Consider the following 26221-nt stretch of genomic DNA (forward strand, 5'->3'; position numbering starts at 1 on the left):
CAAAAATAAACCGGTGAGGAGAACAATTGTATGTCAATTACTTTTGATTATTCAAATGCATTAGCGTTTATGCAACAGCATGAAGTTGATTATTTAAGTGAATTTGTAAAAACTGCACATGAAATGCTTCACGAGAAAAAAGGACCAGGTTCTGATTATCTTGGATGGGTGGATTTACCGTATAACCACGATAAAGAAGAATTTGCGCGTATCAAAGCAGCAGCAGAAAGAATTCGCAGTAATTCCGATGCTCTAATCGTCATCGGAATCGGAGGCTCTTATCTTGGTGCAAGAGCAGCCATTGAAGCATTGTCTCATACTTTCCATAACCAAATGGATGACAAAACAGAGATTTATTTTGCCGGACAAAATATCAGTGCTACTTATATTTCTCACTTATTTGACGTGCTGAAGGACAAAGATATTTCCGTCAATGTAATCTCTAAATCAGGTACCACAACCGAGCCTGCGATTGCGTTCCGTATTTTCCGTGAATATATGGAGAAAAGGTATGGTAAAGAAGAAGCTCGGAAACGTATATATGCGACAACAGATCGATCTAAAGGGGCCTTAAAAACCCTTGCGGATGAAGAAGGATATGAAACCTTTGTGATTCCTGATGATGTTGGCGGCAGATACTCCGTGTTAACCGCAGTAGGTTTATTGCCGATTGCAACCGCTGGCCTAGATATTGGTAAAATGATGGCAGGTGCTGTGGCTGCGGCGGATAAGTACAATAACCCAAACTTGGAAGAAAACCAGAGTTATCAGTACGCGGCAGTCAGGAATGCCCTTTACCGGAAAGGTAAATCAATCGAGCTATTGGTGAACTTTGAACCATCCCTTCATTATGTATCTGAATGGTGGAAACAGTTATTTGGTGAGAGTGAAGGGAAGGATCAAAAAGGTCTCTATCCTGCTTCTGTCGATTTTACAACGGACCTTCACTCCATGGGACAATATGTGCAAGAAGGTCGCCGTGAACTGATTGAAACCGTGTTTTCTGTAAGAGAACCTAAAGTAGATATTACTCTAAGGATAGAGGATAAGGACCTTGATGGATTAAATTATTTAGCGGGGAAGACAATGAACTATGTTAATAAGAATGCCGCTCAAGGTACAGTTTTAGCCCATGTGGATGGAGGAGTTCCTAACTTATCTGTCGAGCTGGATCAATTAAATGAATATACCTTCGGTGAAATGGTTTATTTCTTTGAGAAGGCATGTGGAATCAGCGGCTTGCTAATGGGAGTAAATCCTTTTGACCAACCAGGAGTAGAGGCATATAAGAAGAACATGTTTGCACTACTTGGAAAACCTGGATACGAAGAAGAAAGGAAAAAATTACGAAAACGCATTTCTAAATAATAGAAATAGAAAGCAACCTTGTCACAAATAAGGTTGCTTTTCCTTGAAGTATGAAATATTACACATACTAAAAAGGAGAAAAGTCAGTTATGATGGGGCTTTTCTCCTTTGTCAAAAAACTAAGCTATATTTTCCATTCGAATCGTGAATTTAATATCTTCCTCATTAACATTTAATAATCTTTCTAGCACATCTAATTTAATCTTTAATTCCTTTATTTCTAAACTGTTTACAACATTTACTTTTCTTAGGCTGCCTATCATATCTGATACCACTTGTTTAAAAGTTTGAGAATCAACTAATAGGTAATGAATCAATTCAATGGCTGCTTCTTTTTCCTGCGTATTTTTGCCTGCGAAGATACTTTGTAAATCGGGTTCTAGTACGAAAAGAGATTGTAAATCCTCCGAAATTCTGATGCGAATAAAACTTTTCTTATATCCATAATACTCATTATTCCGAATCCGCATTAAATCAAGGCCAATCATAAATTCATAAAAAGGTGTGTTCTTATTAAGAGAACGAAACCCGTTAATTTCAATGTTTGGTTTTTCATCTATAAAAATTTCTTTTTCATACCTAGTTTGAATTACTTTTGATTCTAACATTTTCACTTTTCATACCTCGTTTCTATTGATTTGTTTATAAAAAGTAATGTGTATACTTTTAGTAACCTAATTACATTATAGTGTTTATAGGCGGATAAATCAATTAAAGTTGCTTGAAAATTATTGGGAATGTCCATCTATAATTTTTAAACACCAAACTAATACTATTTCTAATATGTAATAGTATACAAAATTATAAGAACTACTCTGGAGTCAAAAAAATTTTGGAGGAATTTCTACATGGAGAGTAATTGTGATTTTTCGCCATTAAAGCAGAATTTAGAGGATGGTATCAGACAAATTATTGATTTACTCCAATCCAATTTAATGGTGTTAGGAAACGAAAATTACTGTGTATTAGGAGGTCTGGAGGATGTAAAAGAGCAACTAATAAAAATTGAATCGATTGCAGCTTCCTTCTATTTAAATTGCTATTTATCATCCTTTACTGATACATACGAGGTTTTATCTCAAGCGGTACAGTATTTATCAAAACAAAACCATGGTGCACTCATTGTAGTTGAACGTGGCGATCCTATTGACTCGATTATACAAAAGGGAACAACAATAGGAGCTCTTGTAACACCCAAATTATTGGAATCGATTTTTTACCCAGGGAACCCATTACATGATGGTGCAGTTTTAATAAGAGGAAATACAGTCGTCTCGGCAGCCAATGTCCTTCCGCTGACAACCATTGTAACAGGGGAAAAGAAACTTGGAACACGTCATCGGGCGGCACTTGGCATATCCGAAAAAAGCGATGCACTTGCTCTTGTCGTTTCTGAAGAAACGGGGAAAATATCATTTGCGTTAGATGGGAGACTATATCCGATAAACACAAGAAACCCGATTAAGTTCTAAGCTAAAAGGAATTATAGGGTAGAAATCCAATTTCATAAAGTGGTGATACTATTTAATATTTAGGTTGACAAAAGTAAAGGTTGATATATAATAAAAATATCCTAATTTCGAGATATTTTAATTTGAGATATACGGGAAAGTTAATTAATTTAAGTCGAACTGACTAAAAAACACCAAGGGAGTGTTAATGATGGTAACTTTATATTTATCACCTAGTTGTACTTCATGCCGAAGAGCAAAAGCTTGGTTTGATGAACATCAAATTCCTTACAAAGAAAGAAATATCCTTTCTGATAAACTTACATTAGATGAGATAAAGAATATCCTTTACTTTACAGAAGATGGCACTGATGAAATTATCTCTACTAAGTCAAAAGCTTTCAAGGAGCTAAATATTGATATCGACTCTCTGTCCCTTCATGAATTGTATACGATGATCGAGGAAAATCCTGGGCTATTAAGAAAACCATTAATCCTTGACGAAAAAAGATTGCAAGTTGGGTTTAACGAAGAAGAGATACGGAGCTTTTTACCACGTAATATGCGTATAATCCAACTAGATGAAGTATATAGCTTATTGGAAGAAGTTCAATAAGGTCTGTGTGTCTACCAGATAGGAATACAATTGATATTAACCAAATTATTGATGTGTATCTCTATTACCTTGAATTCGAGATATGATAATCCGTGGTATTAACCTTGAACAATTGAAGCAAACTATTATCAGTTAACCAATTGATTTTTCACAAGGATTCAAATGAGTCCAAGAAATAACATTAGCAGCTTAATAATGAATATTACCTTCAAATTAAGAAATAATAACTTAGGTGGTGCATTAATAATGGGTTTCTTATCCAAATTATTTGGAAAATCTACCGAAAAGGAGACAGAAAAAATGACAAATGTAAAATTAGCAGTAATCTTTTACAGCATGGGTGGAACAAACTACCAACTGTCGAGATGGGCAGAAGAAGGTGCGAAAGAAGCCGGTGCTGAAGTAAAGGTATTAAAAGTACAAGAATTAGCGCCTGAATCCGTTATCGCGGGAAATGAAGTATGGAAAGCTACTGTTGAGGCTACTAAAGACGTTCCAGTCGCAACATCTGCTGACATTGAATGGGCAGATGCCATTATATTTAGTGTTCCAACTCGTTTTGGGAACATGCCATCACAAATGAAGCAATTCCTTGATACCCAAGGCGGGTTGTGGGCGACTGGTAAAACAGTCAATAAAGTAGTAAGTGCCATGACATCTGCACAAAACCCACATGGCGGCCAGGAAGCAACTATCTTATCATTGTACACTTCAATGATGCACTGGGGTGCGATTATTGTTCCTCCTGGTTATACAGACCCAGTACTATTTGGGGCTGGTGGTAACCCATATGGAACAAGTGTTTCTGTAGATCAAGATGGTAAAATGATTGAAGATGTTCAAGGGGCTGTTAAACATCAAGCAAAGCGTACTGTTACAGTTGCTGAATGGGTAAAAAAAGCGAATCAATAAAACGATAATCAAAAACTAATCGGACCTTTCGATTAGTTTTTATTATTTTCTGGAAGAACCGAAAAAACTTGGTATAACTATTATATTGAAATAGTAAATTTTTGACTCGCGGAAAAAATTCTATTGATTATTGATGATTACAAAACGTCCGATCCAACTCAACGATGAGCTTTTTTTGAGAATAATGAAATAGTCTTATGGGACTATTATTCCACAGACTTTTTTATCAGCTATAAATAAAAAAACAGGAAATAACTACTATGTGGGTTTCATTGACAATAATACTGTATTAATATATTATTAATTCGAGATATTGTATTTGATAATAATAAAATTTCAGCTAAAAAGGAGTAATATATATATGAATGTTTTAGTAGTTAAAGCAAACAATCGTCCAGCTTCGCAGGCTGTATCAAGTAAAATGTACGAAACTTTTATGGAAAACTTAGAAGGAGTGAATGTCACAACTTTCGATGTTTTCGCTGAAGATATGCCTTACTTTGGCCAAGATTTATTCAACGCTTTCGGCAAAGTTGAAAAAGGCGAAGAATTGACTGATTTAGAAAAACGTCTTCTTGCTGCAAAACAAAAAGCAATGGATGCTCTTACCGCAGCAGACTTAGTTGTATTCGCATTCCCGTTATGGAATTTAACAATCCCGGCCCCATTACAAACATTTATTGATTACGTATATCAAGCTGGTTTCACTTTTAAATACGATGAAAATGGTCAAGCAGTTCAATTAATGACACACAAAAAAGCAATCATCCTAAGCGCTCGCGGCGGCGTTTACTCAACTCCTGAAGCAGCACCAATGGAAATGGCGGCAAATTATATTAAAAACGTGGTAGGCGGCGTATTCGGTATGGAAATCGTAGACGAAGTTATTATCGAAGGACATGCTGCAATGCCGGCTCAAGCTGAAACCATTATTGCCGAAGGATTAGAAAAAGTAAAAGAAGCAGCAAAGAAATTATCAGCAGTAGCTGTTTAGTATAATGAAATAAACAATATTAGCTAAAAATAAAGGAGCTTGGTAGCCAAGCTCCTTTATTTATTATATTTAGTTCTAAAACAGAAAGGATGTTTATAGTGGCAGACAGCTTATATGATAGCGGATAAACGAAGAGTTTTTGAATTTTCACCATCATTAAAGCCATTTATCTGCCCATTGTTCTAAAACTTTAAGCGATCGCCCGAGTTCGGTCCCTTTTTTGGTTAATGAATATTCGGTCCGTACAGGACGATCTGCAATGACATTTCTTAACACAATTCCATGATCCTCAAGCTCTTTCATACGTTCATTTAATACTCTTTTACTTAAATCTGGTATAGAAGAATGGATTTCACTGAATCTTTTTGGTTCCTCCATTAAAGTATGAACAATCAAACCCATCCATTTCTTCCCCATAATATGGTAGCACTCTTCAACTTTGCTGCATAATTTATTTTCCGTATCCATATATAAACACCTCAAATGGTTCCTTGGTTATTAATAATAACCTTATATTTATAATAGCAAATACTAAAGATAAATAAAAGCACTTACTGGAATATAATTACCAAGCAAACAAAGTTTATACTTATTCGTTCATGAATTTGTCACATATTATATATAAAAACTAATGCTGGTTATATAAAGTTACTTGGTTGAAAAAGAGGTTGTTCTATGTTAGACAACTTCTTTTATTTTTGTTTGAATTAAATTTGGACAGGTTGTTTTCCTTTTTGAAGAAAATATTTACACAAAAAATTCTTTTTTATAGCAAAAAATCCAGTTGAGTAGTCAGTATAATAGAATTGTTATTCTCATGAGGAGGAGCAGATTGCAATTTCTCTTCATCAATATCTAATTCATTTCATAGCGGGAGGTGTACTAATAAGATGAATCTAACTGAAAACCCTCTAAAAGAATTGAGTCCTACGAGCTTATATGCCCGCTATAGTGGAATCTTATCTCTGTCAGATATTCCTTTAGTTTTGGTCAATACAGATGGTCAAGTCATGCATGAGTTAATCCCAGCTCCGGATTTTTGTACATATTGCAAAAAGCAAGGCGGTCAGAAGATTTGCCCCGACTACAAGAGTCGCTTTAACTCGGATAAGGGGGAGGAGGGCCGTTTTACTTGCCATTATGGCTTGCATAATATCTTTATACCGATCAAAAAGCATGACGAAACGGTAGGGTTTGTTTCGGGAATGAAGGCTTATTCACAGGACACCGAATACCAAAAATTTATGATTGATGTCCAAGCCCTAAGGGAAGAAACAAACACGGAATTGGAGTTTATCGCCAAATCCATTGCCTCTTTGAAAACAGTTGATGAAAATAAAATGAAGGTACATGAGCAGTTATGTAGTCACATTGCCAAAAACATAACCATTGACCTGACTGAGAGCACCAAAAATCATGCAGATTCCGCTGTAGCCAGATTATCAATCGAAAAGGAAATGCTGGAGAAAAAGATTATTGACCTAGAAGCGAAAAACATGTCGCTTGTCGTCAATCCGCATTTTTTGTTTAATACCTTGAACTGTATTGCCCGTATTGCTTATTTTGAACATTCTCATAAAACAGAGGAATTGATTTACTACCTGTCCGACTTGCTGCGTTACAATTTGAAGCAGGACGATCAACTTCACACCATCGGTTCTGAAATAGATAACATTATGAAATATCTGTATATCCAAAAAGCCCGCTTTAAAAACCGTCTGGAGTACACAATTGATGTTCCTGAAAACATTAAGGCTTACAGAATCCCGAATATGGTCATCCAACCAATTGTTGAAAACGCCCTTATTCACGGTATTACACCTAGACGTGATGGGGGAAAAATAAATATAATTGCCCACGAAACGGATGAGGAAGTCATTATTACTGTTGAAGATAATGGAAACGGTTTCCCAAGGGATGTCCTCGAAAGAATCAAACAGTCTGAAAATAAGTCGGGGCTGGGGTTCCGAAGCACTGATAAGCGCTTAAAACAAAATTATGGAGAATGTTATGGCTTAGAGATTGTAAAATCTGATTTTAGTGGAAGTACCGTCGCCATCAAGATTCCCACCCAAATAACTGGGAGGTCCTAAAATGAACGTTGTCTTGATTGTAGAAGATGAAATGCTTGAACGGGAGTTCTTGACAATGGTTGTTCGTGATGGACTTCAGCCCGAGGATATTCTGCTGACTGCAGATAGCGGAGTCGAGGCTGTCAGGATGGCCAAGCAGTATCGGCCGAATATTATTTTTATGGATTTAATGATTCCTGATATCGATGGACTAAGCGCAATTCAGGAAATTAGAAAATTCTTGCCTCAGTCGTGCATAAGCATTCTATCAGCTTATTCCGATTTTTCTTACGCGCAGAAGGCCATTAGTTTGCGAGTTTTTGAATATCTGTTAAAACCTGTAAAACCGATTGCGATTACAGCGGTACTGAGCAAAATGTTGAAAACAGTTTCGGTTATTGAACAAGATGTGAGCGATGAAAAGGCGGAAGTAGGTAAACCGGAAACAAATGACCATGAACACTCTCATTTTATCGAAGAAGCGATTAAATATATTGGCGCAAATTTTCGAGAAAAGTTAACCTTGGAAACGGTCGCCACCAAGGTGTTTGTGAATCCAAAGTATTTTAGCCATGTCTTCAAGAAAGAAATGGGGATTCCGTTCACTGATTATATTATTCAACTGAGAATACAATATGCCTGCAGACTGCTTGAAACAACCAATTATCAGGCTTATCGGATTTCCCTTGAATGCGGCTTCTCGGACCCGTCCTATTTTAATAGAGTTTTCTGTGCCAAGATGAATATGACACCGCAAAACTATCGAAAATCCGTCCACGCTTTGAACCAAAATGATTCCTCTCTTGGGGCAAGCGTGAACGGTTAAAAAACTCCCCACCGTAAAGGCTACAGTGGGGAATTTTTTTAATAACACTTTTTAAAAATATGTTTTAAATCTTCTTTAGCAGGCACCCTTGGATTTGACGGGGTACAGCGGTCTAGCAGCGCTGATTCAATCATATGATCCAATGCATTTGTAAATTCAGTTTGTTCAATGCCAAGGTCCCTAATTTTATCCTCGACTCCAAGGGATTTTTTCAAGCGTTTGATTGCTTGTATGAGATTTACGGTTCCCTCACGTTTCGTTCTCGCTGGTAGCTGCAGGACTGTGGCAAGTTTAGCATAGCGATTGGCGGCATATTCCCCCAAGCTTCCATGTAAATCGGCATTGTATTCAATCACCGCATTGAGCAATAGTGCATTCGAACGGCCATGGGAAATGTGAAAAGTGCCGCCAAAGGCATGGGCAAGGCTGTGATTAATACCAAGACCGGTATTAGTAAATGCCATACCCGCTAAACAAGAAGCATTCAGGACGTGATCGCGGGCAATATCATTTTTCGGATCTTTGTAGAGTGTTTCGAGATTTTCAAAAATCAGTTTGATTGCCTTTTCTGCAAGGGCATCGGTAAAATCAGTTGCCTTCGTGGAAACATAGGCCTCGATGGCGTGAACCAAAACATCCATTCCTGTATCTGCGACTACACGCTGGGGGACATGCTGGATACAGGTTGAATCAAGGATGGCCATGTCTGGAGCGATAAACTCATCAACCACAACTACCTTTTCGCCATTTGAGGTAATGACGGAAAAGTCGGTCACTTCAGAACCGGTACCGCTAGTGGAAGGTATGGCAATAAAGAGCGGTTTTTTGATTTCTGCCCCTTCGATAGCGCCAAACTTCCAGGCGAAATAAAGGATTCCTTTCGCTGAATCAATAGCTGATCCGCCGCCGATGGCCACTAGGACATCGGCGCCGCAATCTCCGTAAAGCTTCAGTCCATCAGCAATTAGCGAAACATCGGGATCAGGGCGGACCCCTGTGAAAATGGTGGAGCTGATTCCGGCATCATTCAAGTAATCTACAACCTGCTGCAAGTATCCGAGTGATTCCATAATAGAATCGGAAACAATAAATGCCCTCGACCCTTTAACTTGTTTCAGTGATTTCAACGAATCCCGGCTAAAATATACTTTGGTTTTAAGAAAAAACTGATCTTCTATGGTAGATACCCCCATTCTTCGGCTTTATAACAATAATCCATGTTAACAATATCATGGAACGAAAACCCGAAGATTGAAGATTTGCCAGATATTATAGTACTCTCGGAGCATTTTTATAATAAAAATGGTACTAATTCTTTTTTCTTGAACAATCGCTATTTATAAAGGTAATTTTACCAATTTATTCACAGAGGTTTATTGACCTCCCATTTTAATGAAATTATACTTTTACTAACAATTAAATGTGCACTGGTGGAATAATATATGAAAATAGAAGATATAGTTCAGAGCAAATTGCGGAGCATTTTTAACGACGAAGATCTTATCTATGACAAATCCCGTTTTGCCGGCGGACTTACCAATTATAACTACATTATGAATATAAAAGGATCAGAGTATATTATCCGGCAGCCGGGCGGAATGACGAACCAGATGATAGACCGAAGGATTGAAAAAGTTAACAACCGAATTGCCTCGGAACTTGGTCTAAATTCACAATGTGTGTATTTTGATGAAATCAGCGGGATTAAAATCAGTGCCTATATAATAAACAGCCAAAACGTAGCAGTTAGTAATCCTAGTAAGTCAGAAAATTTAACAGCTGTCTCCAGTTTGTTGAAAAAAACTCATTTGAGCGAAAAGCATTTTTCTAATTTCTTTGATTGGAAGATTGAACTAGCCAAATATGAGCAGATTGTCAAGGAGCTTAACGGCGACTTTTTCTATGATTATCAAAGTATGAAGAGAGACCTACTGTGTTTTTTTGAACAAAATATAAAACAAACCTTTTTTCTTCCATGCCATAACGACCCAGTACCAGAGAATATACTATTAAATGATAAAGATGAAGCATTTCTGATTGACTGGGAATATTCTGGTATGAACGACCCTGCATGGGATATTGCTGCCTATATTCTTGAATCTAAACTAGGCGAAGAACCGATAAAGGATTTTCTTGTGGACTACTATGGCGATTATCCGCAACACGAAGAGATTGTAAAAATAAAAGGCTTCATGCTGGCACAGGATTTGCTTTGGACAGTCTGGGCACTCATCCGGCATTACAATGGCGATGACTTTCTAGACTATTGTTATTTTAGGTACGAACGGTTCCGTAAAAATATGGAAATAATCAAACATTTATCTCAATATTCCATCTCCAGCATAGTGAATAATTAAATAAACTGCGATTAATGAGGATGTTTCATTAGGGTTAACCCCTTCATATGGAACATTCTCTTTTATTATGGAAATTTTACAAGATTTGTGGCGAATTTATGGACGTAAATTACATGCGAATAAGTAACGATTGTACAATCCGCCAAAAATACAGATGGAAATTATCCAGTAAAAACTTCCCTAGATACCATGATAAACCGCTTCCATCAATTAAGATAAAGATGCAATTCATAAATCGTAAAAATAAATTTTACAAAGGAGTTTTGCGAATGAACGCTGTGACGGGATCAACTTATTCTGATTCACTAGCAGTTGCTGCTAAGAAGAAGGTAGCTTCACAATTTTTTAAAAAGGGAATTGTAATCGCTTTATTCTCAGGCTTGATGTACGGTTTCTATTCCGCATTCCTGACATTGGGGATGTCTAAGGGCGTTTGGGCTGACTGGTATGGGGCAAAAACGGTCTTATCTGCATTTGTGATCACCTATTTGCTTGGTGCACTGGGCAGTGCAGTCAATGATACCACGAGCGCTGGCTGGGCACTGCTTAATGTTGGCGTAAAAGGAAAAATGGGAGATTTCTTTAGAACGCTTAAAACCAAGCCTGGTCAAGTGATGATTTTAGCAGCACTCGTCGGAGGACCGATCTCTAGTACTGCTTATGTTGTCGGACTTCAAATGGCGGGTTCCATCGTTATTCCAATAACGGCACTTTGCCCGGCAATTGGCGCAATTCTAGGCAGACTGCTGTTCAAACAGCAATTAAACAAACGAATGATGCTTGGGATTGCCATTTGTGTTATTGCCAGCTTCATGATTGGCAGCACAAGCATTGGCGGCGATGCGCCAAAAGGGATGTTCCTAGGAATCTGTATCGCATTTATTGCGGCTCTGGGCTGGGGCTTTGAAGGCTGCGTTGCCGGCTATGGCACATCGATGATTGATTATGAAATTAGCATTACAATCCGCCAGGTCATTTCAGGTGTTTCAAACTTAATCATTCTAATCCCAATTTTTGGGTTACTAGCTGGCGATGTCGGTCTTTCCGTTGATCTTGCTGTTCAGGCATTTTCTAGCGGTCCAGCGATGATTTGGATTGCAATCGGTGGTTTTTGTGCATGGCTTTCTTATATGAGTTGGTATCGAGGGAACAGTATGTGTGGTGCCGCTCTTGGCATGGCTTGTAATGGGACATATTCCTTCTGGGGACCATTCTGCTGCTGGATCGTCCTTGGTGTTATTTTCGGTATGGATGGGTGGTCCATTCCCCCTATTGCCTGGATTGCTGCGGTAGTAATGGTATTTGGTATCTTATTAATCGCCATGAACCCTCTCGACCTATTCAAAAAAGGGAAACAAATGGATGACCAAAAAATTGCCAGCTAATTGTTTGATTGGCAAAGGAGGAGATAAATCTTGAACCCACTTAACTATGCTATTTTAAAACACTTTACACGAGTCGATGAAGCTTGTGCAGAAGACGTGATCGAAGCGTTAAAAGGGGAATATGGAAAGTTCAGGGCCCTAAATCGAAAAGATGTCATTTCGTCATTAATGACGGCCGAAGCAAATGGACTTATTGAAGAATCAAGATTTGAAATGGATGCGGCTGGCCTTTTAAGAATTTATTACCATGCTCATGAAGACGGTGCAAACACCATTAATAAATACATTAAAGATTGATCAACCTTTGGGGGAGATACGATGAGGTATCAAGGTGAAGAAGCATTAGGACTTGTCGAGACAGTTGGTATGGTGCCGGCAATTGAGGCGGCAGATAAAATGCTGAAGGCAGCTAATGTTGAATTGGTATCGTATGAAAATGTCGGCTCCACGCTCGTTACCATCATGGTAAAGGGGGATGTGGCTGCAGTCAGGGAAGCTGTAGAAGCGGGGGCTGCCGCTGCTGCTGCAATTGGCAAATTAACGGCTCACAATGTAATGCCGCGCCCAATCAGGAGTGTTGGTGACATCGTTTCATTATATGACGTCGATAAATAAGGTAAGGGGACTACCTAAATGAATAGATACGAAGCATTAGGGTTAATTGAAACATTTGGGATTGTCTATGTATTAGAGGCTGCAGATGCGATGTGTAAAGCAGCAGATGTGGAATTGATTGGCTTCGAAAACGTGGCATCCGGTTACATCTCTGTTCTTGTCAGCGGCGATGTAGGAGCATGTAAAACGGCGGTAGAAACCGGTGTCCAAGCAGTCAAAAAGTTGGGCACCCAGGTATACAGCTCTGTCGTAATAGCAAGGCCGCATCAGGATTTAGAAAAAATCATTGCACGTTATTCCATCGATAACTTGCTTGGATAGAAGTGGATGAAATGATAAGGAGAGTCAGAAATGAATATTATTGATAACGATTTGCTCTCCATCCAAGAAGCGCGAATCCTCGTGGAAAATGCGCGCGAAGCACAAAAAAAACTCGCTGCTTTTCCGCAGAAGAAATTGGACGAGATTGTGGAAGTAATGGCAGAAGAAATTCAGCAACATGCAAAAGAACTCGCAATCATGTCCAGTGACGAAACGGATTACGGGATTTGGCAGGATAAGTACTTGAAAAATTTATTCGTTTGCGAATATTTGCCAAAAAAACTTAAAGGAATGACCTGCGTAGGTATCATTAGTCAGGATCCGCACAATATGACAATGGATATCGGGGTTCCAATCGGTGTTGTCATTGCTCTTAGTCCTGCAACGAGTCCGGTTTCTACTACTATATATAAGACATTAATTGCTATAAAATCCGGTAATGCTATCATCTTTTCGCCGCACCCAAGAGCAAGGAAAACGGTTGGAAAAGCGTTGGATATTCTGATTCGCACTGCTGAGGCAGCTGGTTTGCCAGACGGGGCACTTTCCTATCTACATACGGTAACGCCAAGCGGCACATTGGAGTTGATGAATCATCCGGACGCTTCCTTGATTATCAATACTGGTGTACCAGGTCTGCTTAAAGCAGCCAATAATTCCGGGAAGCCCATAATATACGGCGGAAATGGCAATGGACCAGCATTTATTGAGCGTACGGCTAACGTCAAGCAGGCAGTTAGGGACATCATTGCCAGCAAAACCTTTGATAATGGTGTTGTATCTGCAGCGGAGCATTCTGTTGTGGTCGACAGCTGTATAGCAGCCGAAGTAAAACGTGAGTTTCAGGCGCAAGGTGCCTATTTTATGACACCAGAAGAATCGGAAATGCTTAGCACCCATCTTTTTCAAGCAAATGGCTGTGTTGACTCTGAAATGGTGGGAAAAACCGCATCGCAATTAGCAAAGCGCGCCGGGCTTTCTGTACCAGATCATGTGAAGGTACTTGTTTCAGAGCAAAAATATGTTTCGGATGAAAATCCATATACGAAAGAAATGCTTTGTCCGGTATTCGCCTATTACATCGAAGATGACTGGATGAACGCTTGTGAAAAGTGTATTGAATTGTTAATCAGCGAAAAGGATGGGCACACCCTTGTCATCCATTCATCAGATGAGGAAGTCATTCGCCAGTTTGCATTGAAAAAGCCAGTAGGCAGGGTGCTTGTAAATACCGCGGCATCCTTTGGGAGCATGGGGGTCACAACGAATTTGTTCCCGGCCATGACCCTTGGCAGTGGATCGGCGGGTGTTGGGATTACGACCGATAATGTCTCGCCAATGAACCTGATTTATATCCGGAAGGTTGGTTATGGAGTGAGAAAGCCGGAAGAGATGAGATTTGGTACTATGGTGGCGGAAAAACCTTTATCGGGAAATGCGGCACAGGCTCTTGGCTATAAGCTAGAAGATCTTCAGATGCTCCAGCAAATTTTAAAAAATGTGCTTCAAGGAAATGGATAGGAAAATCGATTGCCCTAAGCATCATATGGATGGATATGTTTCAAAGAAGGAGAGGTAGGAATGTTAGATATACGTGACTTTTCAGTTAAATTAGCCCAAGCGACTAAAAACATGTCTGAAGCAGAGCGGGCATCACTCATTAAATTATTTGAAGGTGTTTCAAAGAATATGGGCCAGGAAGAATCTTCTGGCAACAGCAGCCAAGACGGCGGGATTCCAAGTGGGATGACTGAACGATTAACAAGGCTGAAAGAAAAATACTTGACGCATGTTCCTTCCATTACTACACATCGTGCCAGAGCCATTACGAAAATTGCAGGGGAAAACCCAGGCATGCCAAAGATTATGCTGCGTGCTAAATGTTTCCGTTATTGCTGTGAAACAGCACCACTCGTCATTCAGGATCACGAGTTAATTGTTGGAGCACCGAACGGGGCACCACGTGCAGGTGCGTTTTCTCCAGATATCGCCTGGAGATGGATGGAGCAGGAAATCGACACAATCGGGACTCGGCCGCAGGATCCATTTTATATATCTGATGAAGATAAACGGATTATGCGCGAAGAACTGTTCCCATTCTGGAAAGGGAAATCCGTTGATGAGTATTGTGAAGATCAATACCGTGAAGCTGGCCTTTGGGAGCTTTCAGGCGAATCCTTCGTTTCCGATTGTTCCTACCATGCGCTAAATGGAGGCGGTGACTCCAACCCAGGATACGATGTCATCCTGATGAAGAAGGGAATGCTCGATATCCAGCAGGAGGCAAAGGATCACCTGGCAAAACTAGATTATCAAAATCCGGAGGATATTGAAAAAATCTATTTCTATAAATCTGTCATTGATACGACAGAAGGCGTAATGATTTATGCCAAACGATTATCTCAGTACGCTGCAGAACTTGCCGCTAAGGAAACAAACCCGAAGCGCAAGGCGGAATTACTGAAGATTTCCGAAGTGAATGCTAGAGTACCTGCACATAAGCCGCAAACCTTCTGGGAAGCCATTCAGGCAGTGTGGACGGTTGAATCCTTACTTGTTGTCGAAGAGAACCAGACAGGAATGTCAATTGGCCGCGTGGATCAGTACATGTACCCATTCTATAAAGCAGACAAAGAATCTGGTCGCATGACCGATTATGAAGCTTTCGAACTAGCAGGCTGTATGTTAATTAAAATGTCAGAAATGATGTGGGTAACAAGTGAAGGCGGTTCTAAGTTCTTTGCGGGATACCAGCCGTTTGTCAATATGTGTGTTGGCGGTGTAACCCGTGATGGCCGTGATGCAACTAATGACCTGACCTACCTGTTGATGGATGCCGTTCGTCACGTGAAGATTTATCAGCCATCATTGGCGGCACGGATTCATAACAAATCACCACAGAAGTATCTGAAGAAAATTGTTGAAGTGATTCGTTCTGGTATGGGATTTCCTGCCTGCCATTTCGATGATGCCCATATCAAGATGATGCTGGCCAAAGGAGTATCCATAGAAGATGCAAGGGACTACTGCTTGATGGGTTGCGTGGAACCACAGAAGTCAGGCCGCCTGTATCAGTGGACTTCCACTGCTTATACACAATGGCCAATCTGTATTGAATTGGTTCTGAACCATGGTGTTCCGCTTTGGTATGACAAGCAGGTGACTCCTGACTTAGGGAATTTAAGCCAATTTAAAACATACGAGGACTTTGAAAATGCGGTGAAAGAGCAAATCAAGTACATTACGAAATGGTCTGCCGTCGCTACCGTCATTTCCCAACGCATTCACAAAGAACTGGCACCTAAACCACTTATGTCAATCATGTATGAAGGCTGTATGGAAACTGGCCGCGATGTTTCTGCTGGCGGTGCGATGTACAACTTCGGTCCAGGCGTTGTCTGGTCAGGTTTGGCTACTTACACAGACTCCATGGCTGCAATAAAAAAATTGGTGTTTGATGAGAAGAAATACACGCTTGAGCAGTTAAATGAAGCATTAAAAGCAGACTTTGTCGGCTACGAACAGATTCGTACAGACTGCTTAAACGCTCCGAAGTATGGTAATGACGATGACTATGCCGATTTAATCGCTTCCGATTTAGTCAACTTTACGGAAATTGAACACCGGAAATACAAAACTCTATATTCAGTTTTGAGCCATGGTACATTATCTATTTCCAACAACACGCCATTTGGACAAATGACAGGTGCATCGGCCAACGGACGTCATGCTTGGCTGCCGTTATCCGATGGTATCAGCCCGTCGCAGGGATCTGATGTCAAGGGACCGACGGCGATTATCAAGTCTATTTCCAAAATGGCTAATGACAACATGAACATCGGTATGGTTCATAACTTCAAGCTAATGTCCGGATTGCTCGATACGCCTGAAGGTGAAGAAGGAATTATTACCCTGTTGCGTACAGCATCGGTACTTGGCAATGGCGAGATGCAGTTCAACTACCTCGATAACAAGACCTTAATCGATGCACAGAAACATCCGGAACGCTACCGCGACCTCATTGTACGCGTAGCAGGTTACAGTGCCTTCTTCGTTGAACTTTGCAAGGATGTACAGGATGAAATCATCAGTAGAACCATGCTGAATCATTTGTAATTTTTAATAAAGATTTTTCTGTTGCCTTCCATAGCCATGGTCCGGTAACAGAAAAATCACTTAAGGAGAATAAGGGGATATGACAGGTTTGATTGAAAGAAAAGCATTCATTTTCAACGTGCAGAAATATAACATGTTCGATGGACCTGGAGTAAGAACCATTGTGTTTTTTAAAGGCTGTCCATTGCGCTGTAAGTGGTGTGCTAATCCTGAAGGTTTAGATCGGAAATATCAAGTGATGCTAAAACAAAGCGTATGTACAGATTGCGGCGCCTGTGTTCCCGTCTGCCCGGTTGGAATGCTCGATCTTTCAAAAGGAAAGCTGGAGGTATCCCGCGATATAGATTGTACTGGCTGTCGCAAGTGTATCGATGTTTGTCCGGAATCAGCACTTTCGATAGCCGGAGAGGCAAAGACGATCTCCGAGCTGCTGGAAATCGTTGAAGAGGACAGAATGTTTTACGAAATGTCCGGCGGCGGAATTACCCTCGGCGGCGGTGAAGTGTTGATGCAACCTGAGGCTGCCGTAAATCTTCTGATGGCTTGCAAGAAAGAAGGAATAAATACCGCAATTGAAACAAGCGGTTATGCAAAGCTGGATTCGGTCCTTCAAGTGGCGGAGTTTACCGACTTATTCCTTTATGATATCAAGCACATGGATTCTGAGCGGCATTTCGAATTAACTGGCGTGCGCAACGAGCGGATCTTAAACAACTTAAGTGAACTGCTGAAGCGCAGGTATAATGTACAAATCCGAATGCCCTTGCTAAAAGGCTACAACGACGGAAAAGAAGAAATCGATCAGGTCATTCAATTTTTACTGCCTTATAAGGATTATAAAAACTTTAAAGGCATTGATCTTTTACCCTACCACAAGTTCGGGGTAAATAAGTACGCTCAGCTCGGCAAGGAATACCAGACTGCCGGAAATCCAATTATGACCGAGACAGACATGAATCGGATTGAGAGCTGGTTCAAACAATATGACTTTCCGGTTAAGATAGTCAATCACTAATAGATAAATAGATTGAGGTGGTGCCCATGAGAGCATTTGGTGAAAAGGCGATAGAGCGCATCATCCAGGAATCGGTACCAGGAAAACAAGTGACGATTGCTCATGTGATTGCTTCCCCTATGCCGGATATCTATGAACGGTTGGGGATTGACGAAAAAGGGGCAATCGGCATTCTGACGCTGACACCCTATGAAACGGCCATTATCGCAGCAGATATCGCCACAAAGACTGCTGATGTGGAAATTGGCTTTCTTGACCGCTTTACCGGCTCAGTCGTCATTAGTGGTGATGTCCAAAGTGTATTAACAGCACTTGAAGCGGTCAATGAAACATTGAAAACAATGCTGGGTTTTATGACAGCCCCTATAACACGGACATGAGAAAGAAGCGAATCATGGTAATCGGACCAACCGCCAGCGGTAAGACCACATTGGTCAATGCCCTTAATGAGGAGGACAAGCCGATTCGCAAAACGCAGAACCTGATCTATGGCAAGAATACCATCGATGTTCCAGGGGCTTACATTGAGAATACATGGATGTACAAATATTTAATATCTGCCATGCAGGACGCATCCCATGTCTTAATCTTAGTTGACCAATCTAAGCCGGCGGAGGTTTATTCGCCCGGATTTGCCAAAGTGTTTCGATGTCCTGTTATTGGTGTCATTACGAAAGCGGATGTCATGCCGGGAAATGAGGCTAAATGTATACAGCAGCTTAAGGAAATTGGCGCAGCAGACCCTTATTTTAAAATAAGTGTGAAGCAAGGCGTTGGAATAAGTGCTTTAAAAGAATATTTATTTAACCAGAAAGCTAGGTAATGAAAATGAAATTTATTACCGAAAGTTATTTAAGGGATTTATATAAAAAAGAACCGTTTACAGCATATATGGTAGGAACGGGAACAAGACTGACTCCTGGTGGCAGGCAGTATCTCACAGATAAGGGGATTAAGCTGACCGATGCCAGTACCAAGAAAAAAACTGACAGGGCAAACCGGCTATCTGAGGAACTGTCACCGGTGGAAAACAAGGTGAATTGGAAGAAGCTTCAGTTTCAAAGCCAGATGAAATCCACAGAAGCCTTGTTTCTGTTAACCTGTGAAGAGCTTCTTGGTAATGATGTTATTCTCGCTCATCATGTCGTGAAGCTTTACAAGCAATTTACTTCGATAAAAAATGCCGTGAATTCGCATGGTACTGTTGAAAATCTTCCTTGCAATGAGTGCACTGGCATTAAGAAATGCAATTTTTCAAGCAATCTGGGTGACTGTTTTGAAATGACGGATTTTCACATGCAGCTTGAAAAAGGCAGGGAACTGTTACTGTTGCATCGACTTCGTTGTGCGCTTCAGGAGCTAGAGCCTGTGATGCTGGAACTCAGTGACAGCAATAACGAGGAAAAGGCATGGTACGAAGATATGATTGGCAAGGTGAACCAGGTTATTAACACGCTCTCGCAATACATCCATATGACGGTAGGAGGGAACGAATGTCTGAGACGTTTGAATACTGCGACAAGTTAGTACAGGATTTTGAAAAAGTCATTGAAAACCCTAGAGTCAGTAAGTCATCTGTTTACTATACCGGAGTGGATTTAGGAACAGCTTGTGTCGTGTTAGCTGTATTGGATGAAAATTACCGGCCTGCAGCAGGTGCCTACCGTTACGCTGATGTCGTTCGAGACGGGATGGTTGTCGATTATATTGGGGCCGTGAATCTCGTACGTGAAATGAAACGAGAGCTTGAAGAAAAAGTAGGAACACAATTGGTGTATGCCGCTGCGGCGATTCCTCCGGGTACAGATGAATTAGACGGTGGAGCCGTTAAGAATGTCGTTCAGGCGGCTGGATTTGAACTGACCAACCTTCTCGATGAACCGACCGCTGCGAATGAAGTACTCAAAATGCAAAACGGTGTGGTTGTTGATATTGGCGGCGGCACAACAGGAATTTCAATTCTAAAGGATGGCAAGGTCGTTTATGTCGAGGATGAGCCGACAGGTGGAACCCATTTTTCGCTGGTGATTTCCGGAGCCTACAAACTTCCATTTGCCAATGCAGACCAATACAAACGTGATCCCAAGAATCACAAGGAATTACTGCCGGTATTAAAGCCGGTTATTGAAAAAATTTCTTCTATCATCACCCGTCATATCAAAGGTTATGACGTAAAGGAAATAGCCTTGGTTGGGGGTACCGCCTGCTTGGCAGGAATTGAGGAGATCATTGAGAAAAAAACAGGAATTTACACGCATAAGCCAAGGAATCCAATGTTCGTGACTCCATTGGGAATTGCACTAAGCTGCACACAGGAAATCATGGACTAGGTGCTCGCAGGACTTAGCCTTGGATTTTTTTGAAGAAAATATATCTGTGAAAGACTTCAACATAGGTGGAAGAAGGTGTCAATATGATAACGGCAAAACTTATTGATAATGTCTGGGCAACTAGAAAAGCAGAATCACTGAACGGGTTAAAGTTTATGCTTGCTGAAGTGATTGGCGGCAGCAATGAAGGGCAACGCTTAGTCGTTGTCGATATCATAGGTGCCGGGATTGGCGACAGGGTGATTGTTACGACTGGTTCATCAGCCAGGAAAATGCTCGGTGATGACACCGTTCCGGTTGATGCTTGTGTTGTCGGAATCATAGATGAAGATTGTCAGTTTAAGTGATAAGGGGGGCTGGAAAATTGAGTCTTCTAGATTTAGTAAAAGAAGCAGGCATCGTCGGAGCGGGAGGAGCGGGATTCCCGACTCATGTGAAGTTAGCCGCAAAGGCAGAATATATCCTTTTGAACGGAGCGGAGTGCGAACCGCTGCTGCGGGTCGATCAGCAATTAATGGCAGTATACCCAGATGAAATCATTAAAGGGTTTGAGGCTGCAGGAAGATTGGTTGGCGCGGAGAAAGCCTTGATTGGAATAAAAGAGAAGCATAAAGAAGTTGTGGAAATTTTAAACCAGCGAATCAAAGCACTCGGTCTGGACAGCTACGTAGAGGTTAGAGGCCTGAAGGATGCCTATCCTGCAGGTGATGAACAGGTTTTGGTTTACGAACTGACAGGAAGGGTCGTTCCGGAGGCAGGCATCCCGATTGAGGTTGGTTGTGTTGTTATCAATTCCGAAACGGCATTAAATATTTTTCATGCCTTGAGGAATAAGCCTGTGACGGAAAAATATATAACGGTTGCCGGTGATATCCCGCAGCGTATGACCGTAAAGGTTCCGGTAGGCACACCAATCATCGATGTTCTGCGCTTGAGCGGCATTGAAAACTTTGCTGATTACAGCGTCATAGATGGCGGTCCCATGATGGGGCCGGTCATGACCAGTTTGGACGGTTACGTAACAAAGAAAACCAAGGGCTTGGTCATATTAAAAAAACAACATAACCTGATTAAACGAAAAACAACGACAATGGAAGCAGCGAAGAGAGTCAATAAGTCCTGCGAGCAATGCCGGATGTGCACTGAAATGTGCCCACGCTACTTGCTTGGACATGATCTTCAGCCGCATAAGATGATGAGAGTCGCCAACTATGGCTTGCAGGATCAAGAGGATCAAAAAATGGTTTATCTCTGCTCCCAGTGCAATTTGTGCGAATTATTCTCATGTCCAATCGGCCTATTTCCAAAGTCTAACAACCAGTATTTGAAGCAGCAATTAATGGAAAACAATATTCGCTTTACGAAGGTTCCTACGTCCTTTTCAGTACGCAAAAATCGCGAGTTTCGTTTGGTTCCAAGCAAGCGCCTCGTTGCAAGGCTGGGTTTGTATCATTTGGATAAACCAGCACCCATGACTGACGTAACTGTAAATCCGGAGGTTGTAAGGATTGCTAAAAGCCAGCATGTCGGGGCACCTGCGATTCCGATTGTCGCTATTGGTGACCATGTGAGCACGGGACAGTTGATTGGGAAAATTCCTGACAACAGCCTAGGGGCAGCGATTCATGCCAGTATATCCGGAACAGTTGTCGAGATTGAAAATGCGTATATTGCAATAAGGAGGGCCTAAAATGGCGAATGCAATTGGAGTTGTAGAATTTACAAGTATTGCCCGCGGAATCTATGCGGCCGACCAGATGGTGAAGACTGCTGATGTTGAAATCGTCACGGCTTCATCCACTTGCCCGGGTAAATATATAGCCATTGTTCACGGCGATGTTGCCGCGGTTCAGGATTCCGTCGCAGTAGGTGAGCGTTTGGCAGAAGAATGTTTCGTTGATTCATTGATTATCCCAAATGTCAGCCAGGCTGTTTTTCCAGCGATTGCTGGGACAACCATGCCGGAGCGCATCAATGCTCTCGGCATTATCGAGTCTTTCTCGCTTGCCTCCATGATCCTTGCAGCAGATGCGATTCTAAAAACGGCTGATGTGGAAGCACTGGAGCTTCGATTGGGTAACGGACTTGGTGGGAAGGCATTCTTCACGTTTACCGGTGATGTAGCTGCAGTGAAAGAGAGCATGGAAGCAGGAAAGGCCATTGCAGCAGAAAAGGGCCTGCTCGTCAATTGCGAGATCATCGCGGCAGTATCCGATAGATTGATTCCTAGTTTATTTTAACTTTTCCCCATCCGTTGAGAGGAGGTGAAGGGGATGAAGAAATTGATATCCATGAAAGATGTGGAAGCTTTTGAAAAGCAAGGGCAGAAAGTAGTTTGTATTGATAAAAACACCATTATTACTCCAGCAGCAAAGGATGCAGCAAAAGTTTACGGGATAGAGTTTTCTTTTGAAAAAATAGCTTGTGATGTAGCACCTTCCGTACCTGCAAATCCCTATGGCGATGAAATAAACAGTGACATGATATATACGGCGCTGAAGGCTCTGGCAGATAAAGGACTCCTTAAAGGTCTGATGGACGCTCTTAACCTACAAGCTGCGCCTTATCAAACTGATCGCGATGACAGCGGCTTAAAGATTGTTAGGGGTAAAACCGTAAAATATGACGTCTTTGATACAGGCAATTCAAACGATAAAGTGTTTTACCAGGAATTGGTCAGCAAAGATGAATCTCAAATGAGTGCCGGTTTTTTAACGATTGAACAATCAAAATTTGAATGGGAATTAACCTACGAGGAAATTGATTATGTCATTGAAGGTACGTTAACGGTCACTATTAACGGAAAGACCTATACGGCACTTCCGGGAGATGTACTTTATGTGCCAAAGGGATCGAAGGTCGTTTGGGGCTCCCCTGACAAGGCAAAAATATTCTACACTACATATCCGGCAAACTGGGCTGACCTTGTATAAGGTAAGGAGGTTCGAACATGCAGGCACTTGGGTTAATTGAAACAAAAGGCCTCCTAGCAGCGGTAGAGTGTGCAGATGCGATGCTGAAGGCCGCAAATGTAAACCTGATTGAAAAAACTCTCATAGGCGGCGGCCTTGTAACCATGGTTGTCACCGGTGATGTCGGTGCGGTACAAGCAGCGGTGGAAGCCGGTACAGCGGCAGTGGAACAGCTTAAAAAAGAATTGCTGGTTTCGAAGCATGTCATACCAAGGCCACATGGGGATTTGAAGGGCACAATCATCGGACCTGTAAAGAACGAGGAAATTCACTCGGTGGGACCTAATGAACCAAAAGTGGTAGAAGATGATCAACCTTCGGAGCCGGAAACTGTGGTAGAAGTGGAATTAGCAGCTGAGATTACTTTGGTAGAAGAAAACAGACCGATTCTCCCGCTCGTGGACCTTGGGGATATCAATAAAGAACGGTTGGATTATATCGTTCTAGAGTACGGATTAAACATGGCCTTTGAGATGATTACAAGTTTCAAAGTGACAAAACTTCGAACTCTTGCTCGTGAATATAGGACATTACGTATTGCAGGAAGAGAGATTTCAAAGGCAGATAAGAAAACGCTGTTAGCTGAACTCAAAAATTATTACGAAAAAGACATAAAAAAATAGACTACTAGATTTGTGAAAGGGGGAAACCTCTAATGGAAAATTTCGACTATGATTTAAGGTCGATCCAAGCAGTTAGAGATCTTGCCCGGTTAGGAAAAACTGCATCACAGCAAATTGCCGAATATACAGAAGAGCAAATTGATAAAATTTTACGCAACATGGTGAAAGCAGCGAAAGAAAATGCTGTCATGCTGGCTAAAATGGCAGTTGAAGAAACCGGATTTGGTAAGGTGGCCGACAAAACCTATAAAAATCATTTGGCCTCCATGATTTTATATGAATCAATTAAAGATATGAAAACCGTTGGCGTGATTGCCCATGATGAAGTAAAACAAATGATGGATGTTGCGGAGCCAGTTGGTTTGTTAATGGGAATTATACCTTCGACAAATCCAACATCGACCGCGATTTTTAAAGCAATGATTGCAATTAAATCACGAAATGCGATTGTTTTCTCGCCACACCCATCGGCAGCTAAATGCACTATGAAGGCTGCGGAGATTATGAACCATGCTGCTGTGGAAGCAGGTGCCCCAGCTAACATTATCGGCTGTATTTCTCTTCCTAGCATGAATGCAACCAATGAATTAATGGAATGTAATGAGGTGAAGATGATCATCGCCACTGGCGGTCCTGGTCTTGTAAAAGCCTCTTACAGTAAAGGTAAGCCGGCACTCGGCGTTGGAGCTGGCAACTGTCCTGCCTATATTGAAAGAACTGCCAATATTCAAAAGGCTGTTTCGGATATCTTAGCCAGCAAAACATTTGACTACGGAACGATTTGCGCTTCAGAGCAGTCGGTTATTGTGGAAGCATGTAACCGCGGCGAGGTTATCGCAGAATTTAAAAAACAGGGCGGCTATTTCATGAGCCCAGAAGAAACAGCAAAAGTGTGCCAATTACTATTTAAAAATGGCCATGCGATGAATGCGAAGTTTGTCGGCAGATCACCTCAGGTAATTGCTGATGCTGCCGGAATCACCATTCCAGAAGGAACTAAGGTTCTCATAGGTGAGCAGCATGGCGTTGGCCCGAGTTATCCGCTCTCCTATGAAAAACTGACTTCCGTTCTAGCTTTTTATACTGTATTAGATTGGGAAGAAGCTTGTCACCTTAGTATCCAGCTGCTACAGAATGGTATCGGTCACAGCATGAGCCTTCATACTCAGGATAAAGATATCGTGATGAAGTTCGCGAAAAAACCGGCATCCCGGATTTTAGTGAATACCGGAAGCACCCAGGGAGGTGTTGGAGCCAGCACCGGTCTTACGCCTTCATTTACACTTGGATGCGGCACCTGGGGAGGCAGCTCAGTTTCCGAAAACGTCAGCCCAATGCACCTGATCAATATCAAGCGGGTGGCTTACGGATTAAAAGATTGCAGTACATTGGCTTCTGCTGATCCAACATTTGACTACCCTGAGCTTTCAAATAGCAGTGAAGTACCTGCATCATTGGCAGAAAATATGGATATCGCGAATAATGAACAGCTTGTCAAGTTGATTAACGAGTTAGTCGCAGCAATGGCAAGGGGGTAAGTCTAAATGGACAAATACGGGGATGTTCTGAAGCTATTAATAGAGGCAGTAAAGTATAATATCTCTCCGGCAGAAGTAAAAGAGGCACTGGTAGCTGTTTCAGCGGATTCCAGTGAGGAGCCGGTATTAGAGAGTTCAAATAATATTCCAGTTGGTGTTTCTAATCGGCACATCCATTTATCGCAAGCGGATTTATACATTTTGTTTGGTGAAGGGTATCAGCTTCAAAAGGTGAAAGACTTGTCACAGCCGGGTCAATATGCTTGCAAGGAAACCCTCACCATCTGCGGACCTAAAGGTGCGATTGAAAAAGTAAGAATTCTCGGCCCGTGCCGCAGCAAGACCCAGGTGGAAATTCTTGAAGGAGATTCTTATAAGCTTGGTAGAGGCTCTAAACCGAGAATGTCCGGCGATTTAGCAGGAACTCCTGGTATCACGTTAATCGGTCCAAACGGTTCCTTACAGGTTACGGAAGGCTTAATCGTGGCGCAAAGACATATTCACATGACCCCTGACGATGCAAAGCGTTTAGGTGTACAAAATGGACAGGTTGTTTCAATCGAGTTTATTGGCCCGCGCGGGGGGATCTTCAACAATGTTGCCATCAGGGCAAACGCGGCATCTGCTCTTGAGTGTCACATTGATACAGAAGAAGCAAATGCTATGGGCGTTAATTCAGCTACTAAAGTAAGAATTATAAAATAATATTC

At 41.4% G+C, this 26221-nt stretch carries 28 protein-coding genes and 1 pseudogene; 26 read left to right on the plus strand and 3 right to left on the minus strand.

What is annotated here, in order from left to right; all coding sequences use genetic code 11:
• The first annotated feature begins 30 nt into the window (after nucleotides 1–30).
• Nucleotides 31–1368: a glucose-6-phosphate isomerase gene (locus AR334_RS25665; protein ID WP_066320798.1), complete on the plus strand. Its 1338-nt coding sequence runs from the start codon at nucleotides 31–33 to the stop codon at nucleotides 1366–1368.
• Between the two features lie 119 nt (nucleotides 1369–1487).
• Here the strand turns inward: AR334_RS25665 and AR334_RS25670 are convergent, their stop codons facing one another.
• Nucleotides 1488–1982 carry a hypothetical protein gene (locus AR334_RS25670; RefSeq protein ID WP_066320800.1) on the minus strand — a complete coding sequence of 165 codons (495 nt, stop codon included), beginning with the start codon at nucleotides 1980–1982 and terminating at the stop codon, nucleotides 1488–1490.
• 234 nt (nucleotides 1983–2216) lie between these two features.
• On the opposite strand from AR334_RS25670, the gene cdaS reads away from it, so the two are divergent.
• The 4 genes from cdaS to AR334_RS25690 all read left to right on the plus strand — a co-directional run bounded on the left by cdaS (nucleotide 2217) and on the right by AR334_RS25690 (nucleotide 5341).
• A complete protein-coding gene (gene cdaS, locus AR334_RS25675) occupies nucleotides 2217–2840 on the plus strand; it encodes a sporulation-specific diadenylate cyclase CdaS (RefSeq protein WP_066320805.1) in 624 nt (207 codons plus the stop codon).
• A 190-nt stretch (nucleotides 2841–3030) separates the two neighbouring features.
• The gene (gene spxA, locus AR334_RS25680) at nucleotides 3031–3435 is read left to right on the plus strand and encodes a transcriptional regulator SpxA (protein ID WP_066320810.1); all 405 of its coding nucleotides are present in this window, start codon (nucleotides 3031–3033) and stop codon (nucleotides 3433–3435) included.
• 300 nt (nucleotides 3436–3735) lie between these two features.
• The gene (gene wrbA / locus AR334_RS25685) at nucleotides 3736–4347 is read left to right on the plus strand and encodes an NAD(P)H:quinone oxidoreductase (protein ID WP_066321032.1); all 612 of its coding nucleotides are present in this window, start codon (nucleotides 3736–3738) and stop codon (nucleotides 4345–4347) included.
• Nucleotides 4348–4708: 361 nt separating this feature from the next.
• Nucleotides 4709–5341 (plus strand): FMN-dependent NADH-azoreductase, encoded by a 633-nt coding sequence (locus AR334_RS25690; RefSeq protein WP_066320817.1) that lies wholly within the window; start codon nucleotides 4709–4711, stop codon nucleotides 5339–5341.
• Nucleotides 5342–5497: 156 nt separating this feature from the next.
• Here the strand turns inward: AR334_RS25690 and AR334_RS25695 are convergent, their stop codons facing one another.
• Nucleotides 5498–5809 carry a helix-turn-helix domain-containing protein gene (locus AR334_RS25695; protein ID WP_066320824.1) on the minus strand — a complete coding sequence of 104 codons (312 nt, stop codon included), beginning with the start codon at nucleotides 5807–5809 and terminating at the stop codon, nucleotides 5498–5500.
• Nucleotides 5810–6231: 422 nt separating this feature from the next.
• Here AR334_RS25695 and AR334_RS25700 point away from each other — a divergent pair, with 422 nt between their 5' ends.
• Complete coding sequence (locus AR334_RS25700) at nucleotides 6232–7434, plus strand: histidine kinase (RefSeq protein WP_066320826.1); 1203 nt, start codon at nucleotides 6232–6234, stop codon at nucleotides 7432–7434.
• Nucleotide 7435: 1 nt separating this feature from the next.
• Entirely contained in the window at nucleotides 7436–8239 is an 804-nt protein-coding gene (locus tag AR334_RS25705; protein WP_066320828.1) for a helix-turn-helix domain-containing protein, read from the plus strand.
• Between the two features lie 38 nt (nucleotides 8240–8277).
• Here AR334_RS25705 and AR334_RS25710 read toward each other — a convergent pair whose 3' ends face one another.
• Nucleotides 8278–9432 carry a 1-propanol dehydrogenase PduQ gene (locus tag AR334_RS25710; protein ID WP_066320831.1) on the minus strand — a complete coding sequence of 385 codons (1155 nt, stop codon included), beginning with the start codon at nucleotides 9430–9432 and terminating at the stop codon, nucleotides 8278–8280.
• Nucleotides 9433–9681: 249 nt separating this feature from the next.
• On the opposite strand from AR334_RS25710, the gene AR334_RS25715 reads away from it, so the two are divergent.
• The 19 genes and pseudogenes from AR334_RS25715 to AR334_RS25805 all read left to right on the plus strand — a co-directional run bounded on the left by AR334_RS25715 (nucleotide 9682) and on the right by AR334_RS25805 (nucleotide 26216).
• Entirely contained in the window at nucleotides 9682–10596 is a 915-nt protein-coding gene (locus AR334_RS25715; protein ID WP_066320833.1) for a choline kinase family protein, read from the plus strand.
• A gap of 269 nt (nucleotides 10597–10865) precedes the next feature.
• Complete coding sequence (locus tag AR334_RS25720; RefSeq protein ID WP_066320837.1) at nucleotides 10866–11981, plus strand: hypothetical protein; 1116 nt, start codon at nucleotides 10866–10868, stop codon at nucleotides 11979–11981.
• Between the two features lie 30 nt (nucleotides 11982–12011).
• Nucleotides 12012–12278, plus strand: coding sequence for a hypothetical protein (locus AR334_RS25725; RefSeq protein ID WP_066320844.1), 267 nt, complete (start codon nucleotides 12012–12014; stop codon nucleotides 12276–12278).
• A gap of 21 nt (nucleotides 12279–12299) precedes the next feature.
• On the plus strand, nucleotides 12300–12596 hold the full coding sequence (locus AR334_RS25730; RefSeq protein ID WP_066320845.1) for a BMC domain-containing protein: 297 nt from the start codon (nucleotides 12300–12302) through the stop codon (nucleotides 12594–12596).
• Nucleotides 12597–12614: 18 nt separating this feature from the next.
• Complete coding sequence (locus AR334_RS25735; protein ID WP_066320846.1) at nucleotides 12615–12917, plus strand: BMC domain-containing protein; 303 nt, start codon at nucleotides 12615–12617, stop codon at nucleotides 12915–12917.
• Between the two features lie 30 nt (nucleotides 12918–12947).
• A complete protein-coding gene (locus AR334_RS25740; protein ID WP_066320847.1) occupies nucleotides 12948–14438 on the plus strand; it encodes an aldehyde dehydrogenase family protein in 1491 nt (496 codons plus the stop codon).
• A 60-nt stretch (nucleotides 14439–14498) separates the two neighbouring features.
• On the plus strand, nucleotides 14499–17033 hold the full coding sequence (gene cutC, locus AR334_RS25745) for a choline trimethylamine-lyase (RefSeq protein ID WP_066320851.1): 2535 nt from the start codon (nucleotides 14499–14501) through the stop codon (nucleotides 17031–17033).
• 79 nt (nucleotides 17034–17112) lie between these two features.
• Nucleotides 17113–18048: a choline TMA-lyase-activating enzyme gene (gene cutD / locus AR334_RS25750; protein ID WP_066320853.1), complete on the plus strand. Its 936-nt coding sequence runs from the start codon at nucleotides 17113–17115 to the stop codon at nucleotides 18046–18048.
• A gap of 26 nt (nucleotides 18049–18074) precedes the next feature.
• On the plus strand, nucleotides 18075–18428 hold the full coding sequence (locus AR334_RS25755) for a BMC domain-containing protein (protein ID WP_066320855.1): 354 nt from the start codon (nucleotides 18075–18077) through the stop codon (nucleotides 18426–18428).
• 14 nt (nucleotides 18429–18442) lie between these two features.
• On the plus strand, nucleotides 18443–18871 hold the full coding sequence (locus tag AR334_RS25760) for a EutP/PduV family microcompartment system protein (RefSeq protein WP_253701369.1): 429 nt from the start codon (nucleotides 18443–18445) through the stop codon (nucleotides 18869–18871).
• Entirely contained in the window at nucleotides 18871–19575 is a 705-nt protein-coding gene (locus AR334_RS25765) for a hypothetical protein (RefSeq protein ID WP_066320859.1), read from the plus strand. Before AR334_RS25760 ends, AR334_RS25765 begins: the two co-directional genes overlap by 1 nt.
• Nucleotides 19542–20378: an ethanolamine utilization protein EutJ gene (gene eutJ / locus AR334_RS25770; RefSeq protein WP_066320861.1), complete on the plus strand. Its 837-nt coding sequence runs from the start codon at nucleotides 19542–19544 to the stop codon at nucleotides 20376–20378. Before AR334_RS25765 ends, eutJ begins: the two co-directional genes overlap by 34 nt.
• An 83-nt stretch (nucleotides 20379–20461) precedes the next feature.
• The gene (locus AR334_RS25775; RefSeq protein ID WP_066320868.1) at nucleotides 20462–20725 is read left to right on the plus strand and encodes a EutN/CcmL family microcompartment protein; all 264 of its coding nucleotides are present in this window, start codon (nucleotides 20462–20464) and stop codon (nucleotides 20723–20725) included.
• Between the two features lie 17 nt (nucleotides 20726–20742).
• Entirely contained in the window at nucleotides 20743–22068 is a 1326-nt protein-coding gene (locus AR334_RS25780) for a 4Fe-4S dicluster domain-containing protein (protein ID WP_066320870.1), read from the plus strand.
• Between the two features lies 1 nt (nucleotide 22069).
• Nucleotides 22070–22618 (plus strand): BMC domain-containing protein, encoded by a 549-nt coding sequence (locus tag AR334_RS25785; RefSeq protein WP_066320871.1) that lies wholly within the window; start codon nucleotides 22070–22072, stop codon nucleotides 22616–22618.
• 33 nt (nucleotides 22619–22651) lie between these two features.
• A complete protein-coding gene (locus AR334_RS25790) occupies nucleotides 22652–23311 on the plus strand; it encodes a cupin domain-containing protein (protein WP_066320873.1) in 660 nt (219 codons plus the stop codon).
• Between the two features lie 17 nt (nucleotides 23312–23328).
• Nucleotides 23329–23583, plus strand: a pseudogene (locus tag AR334_RS30465) (BMC domain-containing protein); the annotation flags it as partial.
• 422 nt (nucleotides 23584–24005) lie between these two features.
• A complete protein-coding gene (locus AR334_RS25800; RefSeq protein ID WP_066320881.1) occupies nucleotides 24006–25511 on the plus strand; it encodes an acetaldehyde dehydrogenase (acetylating) in 1506 nt (501 codons plus the stop codon).
• A 6-nt stretch (nucleotides 25512–25517) separates the two neighbouring features.
• Entirely contained in the window at nucleotides 25518–26216 is a 699-nt protein-coding gene (locus tag AR334_RS25805; protein WP_066320883.1) for a phosphate propanoyltransferase, read from the plus strand.
• Nucleotides 26217–26221 lie beyond the last annotated feature (5 nt).

Origin of the sequence: Bacillus sp. FJAT-29814 (assembly GCF_001510715.1) — a bacterium.
GTDB lineage: Bacteria > Bacillota > Bacilli > Bacillales > Cytobacillaceae > Neobacillus.